The sequence below is a fragment of the Streptomyces sp. SID14436 genome (assembly GCF_010548465.1).
GTDB lineage: Bacteria > Actinomycetota > Actinomycetes > Streptomycetales > Streptomycetaceae > Streptomyces.
In genome coordinates, this window is sequence record NZ_JAAGMD010000563.1 from 1 (window position 1) to 3,423 (window position 3,423).

General features: G+C 74.1%; 5 protein-coding genes. 2 read left to right on the top strand and 3 right to left on the bottom strand.

Annotated elements, in window-relative coordinates; all coding sequences use genetic code 11:
• Nucleotides 1-211: 211 nt before the first annotated feature.
• A complete protein-coding gene (locus G3I53_RS19705; protein ID WP_164334129.1) occupies nucleotides 212-610 on the bottom strand; it encodes a nuclear transport factor 2 family protein in 399 nt (132 codons plus the stop codon).
• Between the two features lie 69 nt (nucleotides 611-679).
• Between G3I53_RS19705 and G3I53_RS19710 the strand changes: the two genes are divergently transcribed.
• Complete coding sequence (locus G3I53_RS19710; RefSeq protein ID WP_164334130.1) at nucleotides 680-1,270, top strand: PadR family transcriptional regulator; 591 nt, start codon at nucleotides 680-682, stop codon at nucleotides 1,268-1,270.
• Nucleotides 1,271-1,279: 9 nt separating this feature from the next.
• Nucleotides 1,280-2,008 carry a class I SAM-dependent methyltransferase gene (locus G3I53_RS19715; protein ID WP_164438597.1) on the top strand — a complete coding sequence of 243 codons (729 nt, stop codon included), beginning with the start codon at nucleotides 1,280-1,282 and terminating at the stop codon, nucleotides 2,006-2,008.
• Nucleotides 2,009-2,089: 81 nt separating this feature from the next.
• Here G3I53_RS19715 and G3I53_RS19720 read toward each other — a convergent pair whose 3' ends face one another.
• Together G3I53_RS19720 and G3I53_RS19725 are read right to left on the bottom strand one after the other, a co-directional pair.
• Nucleotides 2,090-2,833 (bottom strand): GntR family transcriptional regulator, encoded by a 744-nt coding sequence (locus G3I53_RS19720; protein WP_164334395.1) that lies wholly within the window; start codon nucleotides 2,831-2,833, stop codon nucleotides 2,090-2,092.
• A 131-nt stretch (nucleotides 2,834-2,964) separates the two neighbouring features.
• Nucleotides 2,965-3,423, bottom strand: a 459-nt coding sequence (locus G3I53_RS19725; RefSeq protein WP_164438598.1) for a serine hydrolase domain-containing protein, incomplete at its 5' end; no start/stop codon positions are given.

Below are 3,423 nucleotides of genomic sequence, written 5' to 3' on the forward strand. Positions count from 1 at the left end.
CCGGGCGGGCGGTCGCGGTGGCCGGCGCGAGGGCCAGCAGGCCGGCCGTGCAGAGGGCGCACGCGGAGGCGGCGGCCCGCGAAGCAAATCCGATGGTCATCCCGTCAACGTAGGAACGCCACCCGCACCGCACCGCGCCGACCGGGCCGGAGGCCCGCCGTGAGCACCCGGATGCCGCACGCCGGCCGTCCGCCGGGCGGGCCGGGGACGGTCAGGCGGGGTGCTGTCCGGCCTCCCGGGCGATCTGCTCGAACCGCGCCCCCATGGCCGCCGCCAGCGCCTGGGCGCCCGACAACGGGCGGACCATGACGGTGAACGTGTCGATCAGGCTGTCGTCGTCCAGGTGGATGAAGTCGCAGCCCTCGACCTCGCGGTCGCCGACCCGGGCCTTGAACACCAGGGCGTGGTCGCGGCCCGCGGTGTCGTGGATCTCGCGCACGTACCGGAAGTCCTCGAAGACCTCGGCCACCGCGCGCAGGATCGCGGCGGTGATCGCCTTGCCCGCGTAGGGCTTGAACACGACCGGACTGGTGAAGACGACGTCCTCGGCCAGCAGGGCCACGGCGGCATCGAGGTCCTGCGCCTCGACCGCCTCGCGGAATGCCCGCATCACAGCTCCATAGTCAACTAATTGAATAAGTGTGGATGAGATTAATCACCCGCTGCTAACGTTGTCCACATGTCCCTCAAGTACGCCGTCCTGGCCGCGCTCCTGGAGGGCGAGGCGTCGGGCTACGAGCTGTCCAAGCTGTTCGACGTCTCGTTCGCCAACTTCTGGGCCTCCACCCCGCAGCAGCTCTACCGGGAACTCGAACGGCTCGCCGGGGACGGGCTGATCGAGGCCCGGGTGGTCCGCCAGGAACGCCGGCCGGACAAGCGGATGTTCTCCCTCACCGAGGCGGGCCGCGCGGACCTGGACGCCTTCGCCGCGACCCCGCCCCGGCGGCCCACCGCCATCCGTGACGAACTGCTGATCAAGATCCAGGCCATGGACGGAGTGACCCCCGAGGCGACCCGGACGCTCGTGGAGGAGCGCCGCGACTGGGCCCGCGCCAAGCTGGCCCGCTACGCGCGCGTGCGCGAACGCCTGCTGGACGGCCGCACCGAGGAGGAGTACCTGCGCGAGGCCGACCGGGTCGGGCCGTATCTCACGCTGCTGGGCGGCATCGGCTTCGAGGAGGAGAACCTGCGCTGGTGCGAACGCGTCCTCGCGGTCCTGGCCGGACGCACCCACCCCGAGCCGGCCCCGTCACCCTCCCGGACGGCCTAGGCTGAGCCGATGTTCAGCCCCGAAGGCCCCCGGCTGCGCGAACTCGCCGTCCAGGCACTGTCGTCCGTGGAGCACGGCTACGACCTCCTCGCGCCGAAGTTCGACCACACCCCCTTCCGCACGCCCGACCCGCTGCTGCGCGCCACCGCCTCCGCGCTGCGCCGCACCGGGCCCTACGGCAGGGGCCTCGACCTGTGCTGCGGGACCGGCGCCGGCGTGGACGTGCTCACCGGACTGTGCCGCGAGAGCGTCACCGCGGTGGACTTCAGCGCCGGCATGCTGGACGTGGCGCGGCGCCGGGCCCGCCCGGAGGGGCCGCCGGTCGGCTGGGTGCGGGCGGACGCCCGGGCCCTGCCGTTCGGGCCGGTCTTCGACCTCGTGGTGAGCTTCGGCGCCCTCGGCCACTTCCTGCCGCGCGAGGTGCCCGGGCTGTTCGCGCAGGTCCATGCGGTGCTGCGGCCCGGCGGCCGGTTCGCCCTGCCCGTGGTCGCGCCGCCCCGGCCCGGCACCGTCGGACACGCCGTGCTGCTCGGCTTCGACACCGTGATGCGGGTGCGCAACGCCCTGTGGCGTCCGCCGTTCGTCATGTACTACCGGGCGCTGCGCTTCGGCGACCTCGTGGGCGGGCTGGAGGGGGCGGGGTTCCGGGTGGAGTTCCAGCCGCTGCCCGGTTTCGGCCGGCGGCGCGACGGCAGCCCGCGGGTCCGTCTGGTCGTCGGGGTGCGCCCGGAGGCGTGACGGCCCCACCTCCGCGAGGGCCGGCCACCGGCACCCGCGCAGGCCGGAAGGGGAGGGGACGGGCGTCTTTCCCGGGACCTCTCACACGGCGGCCGGCAGGGTGAACTCGTAGACCAGCGCGTCCTGCTGGGTGTCCACGACCAGCTCGGTGATCTCCAGGGGCCGGGCGTACTGGTCGTGCACGCGCCGGGTGACCCGCACCGACGGTGTGCCGGCGATCCGGGTGATGGTGTCGCGGTGGTGCAGCGTCAGGCCGGCGCGGCGCAGCCAGTCGTAGGCGCGCCGCAGCTCCGCGGCGGCCGTGCCGTCGGCGCGTCCGCGGTAGCGGGCCAGTTCGGGAACCTCCGCCAGCGCCGTCGCGGAAAACGATGTCACGGCGGTCCGCTGCTCGCCCCCGTCAGCCGAAGCCGACCAGTAGCGGTGCACCAGGGTCGGCCGGGCCGGCGCCAGGTCCAAGGCCTCGGCGTGACCGGGCGGCGGATGCTCCCAGGCGACGGTCGCCCGGGTCACCGCGCCCCGCCCGGCACACCGGGAGCCGACCGGGAAGGTGAGGGAGGCTGGGGTCTCCACCGGCAGGCCGGGCAGCGTGGCATGGCTGCCCCGCCGGTCGGTGGCGACCAGTCCGTCACGGCGCAGCACCTCCAGCGCCTGCCGTACCGTCTCCCGGCTGACGCCGAAGTGACCGGCCAGCTGCCGCTCGCCCGGCAGCCGCTCACCGGGCGGGATGGTCCCGGCGTGCAGCTCGCCGAGCAGCTCCGCGGCGATCCGCCGGTAGAGGGGTTCGTCCTCGGCCGGCGGGGGGTCCTGCGGGGTGGTGCGGGTCATGCCGCGCCTCCTGGATGGTCACGTTCCGTATGCGCTCGGGCTCGGTGCGCCACCACATCTACCATTGGTCTAAACCAGCAGGGAAGAGCGATCCTCTACTTCGGCCGAAACCGGACCGGGCGCCGGCCCCGTCACAGCGCGCCGTAGACCGCGTCGATCAAGGCCTTCTTGCGCGGGTCATCCGCGATATGAGGCCCCATCCGGTTCATCACGTAGCCCATCGACACCCCTGCCTCCGGGTCGGCCAGCCCGCAGGAGCCGCCGAAGCCGTCGTGTCCGAAAGCCCTCGGGTTGGGGCCGTAGGAGCCGTTCGGCCCACTGAGCCACAGACCGAGCCCGATCTCGGTCTCGTGCGCGAAGCCCGCGCCGAGCACCAGGTCCCGGCAGCTGCCCTGCCCCTCACGCACCCGCTCCGCGGCCGACGGCGACAGCAGCCCGCCGCCCCCGGGCGTCCGGCCTCCCATGAGGAGGCCGTACAGCTCGGCGACGCCGCGGGCGGTGCCGTGCCCGTTGGCGGCCGGTATCTCCGCCGCCCGCCACGCGGCGGTGTTGGCGGCGCCCGCGCCCGCCGCCGGATTGGCCAGCGCGGC

Coding starts and splice junctions, on each gene's coding strand:
- G3I53_RS19705 (WP_164334129.1), bottom strand. CDS start 610: ATGCGGGCATTCCGCGAGGCGGTCGAGGCGCAGGACCTCGATGCCGCC.
- G3I53_RS19710 (WP_164334130.1), top strand. CDS start 680: ATGTCCCTCAAGTACGCCGTCCTGGCCGCGCTCCTGGAGGGCGAGGCG.
- G3I53_RS19715 (WP_164438597.1), top strand. CDS start 1,280: ATGTTCAGCCCCGAAGGCCCCCGGCTGCGCGAACTCGCCGTCCAGGCA.
- G3I53_RS19720 (WP_164334395.1), bottom strand. CDS start 2,833: ATGACCCGCACCACCCCGCAGGACCCCCCGCCGGCCGAGGACGAACCC.